The organism is Lactobacillus porci (assembly GCF_009695985.1).
Taxonomy (GTDB): domain Bacteria; phylum Bacillota; class Bacilli; order Lactobacillales; family Lactobacillaceae; genus Lactobacillus; species Lactobacillus absianus.
The window spans coordinates 1-2,477 of the sequence record NZ_VUMX01000062.1 but is presented as its reverse complement, the minus strand read 5'-3'; the positions used below and the strand labels follow the sequence as shown (position 1 = coordinate 2,477).

Genomic DNA, 2,477 nt, shown 5'->3' with positions numbered 1-2,477 from the left:
TTTGATATTGATGATGTTGTGGTTGACTAAATTATATCAAGCGAACAAAGGCCTTGTGCTTTTTTATTGGCTAAACTATTGAATTTTCAAGGTACAAGCCCACTTTTGCAAGTGGGAAGTTTAAGTATATAAGGAGTGGGAGGGATTCCGCCGTAGTCGGCATTGTAGGAAAATCCAAAAGTTTAGATTTTCTCAAAATGCTTATCTTTTGGTCTTTGGTTCGGAATAGTGTAGTGCTGGCGGTCTATCTATTGTTTTCGGTTGCTTGCTTCTTTACCGTACATGAGCATTCTTTTTCCGTTTCAAGAATACTTCCTTGTTCAATATGTTCTTCAACAAAGGCCTTAATATCATTTCGCCGCTTTTGTTGTGGTTGAAAATCAAATCCCTGTCGGTGCATTTCATCCACAAACTTCTTTCCATTGGCATCAGCGATATCTTTTACTTCGTCGTTATTAGCAATTCCTACAAAGTTCTTACTTCCCCAAAATACCGTTGGGAAACGACTTCCTTCTTCCTCAGCCATTGAAATAACCTCAAGGGAACGTTTTGGTTGGCCGTACTTTTCTTGAAGCATTTGGACCGCCGTTAGTGAAGCAACTACCCCAAACTGGCCATCCAATTTACCACCGTTTACGACAGTGTCAATGTGAGACCCCGTCATAATTGTTTCTTCCGGTAACTCGCTACCTTCGATCCGGCCAAAAAGATTCCCAACTTCATCAAAAGCTGCTTTCATTCCGATATTTTTCATCTGGTCTTGTACATAATGTTGTGCCGATAACCAACTATCAGAATAAAGTAACCGTGTTAAACCTCCAGTAGGATCACTCCCAATCGAAGACAACTTTTGCAGTCGTTCCTTTACAGTTTGTTCAACTTCCACGATACTAACCTCCTAACCTTGCCTTCAAAGAAGATTTCTTTAAAAGCATATGCGTTATCGCTTTAGTATGTCTTAATTGTATGCGCTTCCAACGGGTTGTTCATTGGCCGTTAATGCTAAATCAATTAATGATTTTGTGCAGTCCTGATAGTTTCTATCACAATAAAAAATGCCGATGGCTATTATACCTTCGACATATTTATCCAATAAATTCTATCTAGTTTTTAATAAGACAGATTGTAAAATATAAGTTGAACATTTAAGTGGACAAGAAAACCCATAAAGGTCTTTAATGGTGTTACCACAACATTCCATTAGAAAGAAGGACCTTTATGGGCACCACTATTTTATCATTTGCTGACCGCATTGTCATTGAAACTTTACTTCATGAACACCGTTCGCTTCGCTATATTGCTGACTATCTAGGCTTCAGTAAAACAACGATTTTCAATGAATTACATCGTCTCCCTTTACCTTATAATGCTAAGCGATCTCAACAGGATCATGAGACAAAGCTTAAGTTACGTGGACGTAAATATGTGCTGACTGCTAATCTAAAACGCTTGGTTGAAGACAAAGTCAAGATTCAGAAGTGGTCGCCTGAACAGGTTGCTCATATGGTTGGGATTGCTTATAAGACCATTTACAACTGGATTGACCAAGGTATACTTGACATCCAACCATCGGACTTACCTGACCGAGGCATTCGTCGTCATCGGGCGAAAGAAACTCGGGGAACATTTAGTCATGGCCGTTCAATTGAAGAACGTCCACAGGAAGTTAAGACTCGTAAAACGTTTGGTCACTTTGAAGCTGACACTGTTCTATCTGGTAAACGAAGAGGACAAGCGGTGGCCACTTTTGTCGAACGGCAAAGTAGATTAACCGTGGTTAAACGCCTTGAAAGTCGTAGTAGTCAGGCAATGACAATGGCCATGCTAGAATTAGCGAAACAATTAGGACCCAAACTTAAGACCATCACCGTCGATCATGGTAAAGAGTTCGCTAACTATCGTGAGATTGAAGAACAGACGGGCATTAATCTTTACTTTGCCCATGCTTATTCGCCGCATGAACGAGGTAGTAATGAGAATCGTAATCGGGTCTTGCGTCGTTTTATCCCTAAAGGCAAGCCAATTGAAGAGATCAGTGATCAAGAACTAATTCAGATTAACTGGTACTTAAACTCTCGGCCACTTAAATGTCTCAACTGGCGATCACCCATTGAAGTCTTTATGCGAAAAATGCTTCGATGAAGTGTTCAATTTATTTATTGCAATCTGCCACATATTTAAATCGGGTTCATTAACATCTCTCTCCCAATTCGATAGTGCCTGCCGGGTAACATTCAATTCCCCGGCTAGTTCTTCCTGTGTCATTCCCAATTGTGTTCGCAGATGACGTATTTGCTTTCCTGTTGTAATATTCGTCTGTTCCTGGTTCAAAATAGTTTCTCCTCTCTGATACTGATTTTATCAATGATATTTCGCAATAGCCAGCAATGAACGCTTGCATTGCGCAAGACGTTACATTATCTTCTGAAACATATAGCGCACCTTGTCCAGGCGGCTGTTTGGACGGCGGGGCTGGA

Annotated in this window: 2 protein-coding genes and 1 pseudogene; 1 reads left to right on the top strand and 2 read right to left on the bottom strand. The window is 40.5% G+C overall.

All coding sequences use genetic code 11. The features are described 5' to 3' along the window. Window positions 1-292: 292 nt before the first annotated feature. Window positions 293-886: pseudogene (locus FYJ62_RS10380) on the bottom strand (hydantoinase/carbamoylase family amidase); the annotation flags it as partial. Between the two features lie 332 nt (window positions 887-1,218). Between FYJ62_RS10380 and FYJ62_RS10375 the strand changes: the two are divergent. Next, window positions 1,219-2,142, top strand: coding sequence for an IS30 family transposase (locus tag FYJ62_RS10375; RefSeq protein ID WP_023860195.1), 924 nt, complete (start codon window positions 1,219-1,221; stop codon window positions 2,140-2,142). Here the strand turns inward: FYJ62_RS10375 and FYJ62_RS10895 are convergent. Further along, the gene (locus FYJ62_RS10895) at window positions 2,104-2,331 is read right to left on the bottom strand and encodes a helix-turn-helix domain-containing protein (RefSeq protein WP_268233462.1); all 228 of its coding nucleotides are present in this window, start codon (window positions 2,329-2,331) and stop codon (window positions 2,104-2,106) included. The two genes, FYJ62_RS10375 and FYJ62_RS10895, sit on opposite strands and share 39 nt — an antisense overlap. Between the last annotated feature and the right edge of the window lie 146 nt (window positions 2,332-2,477).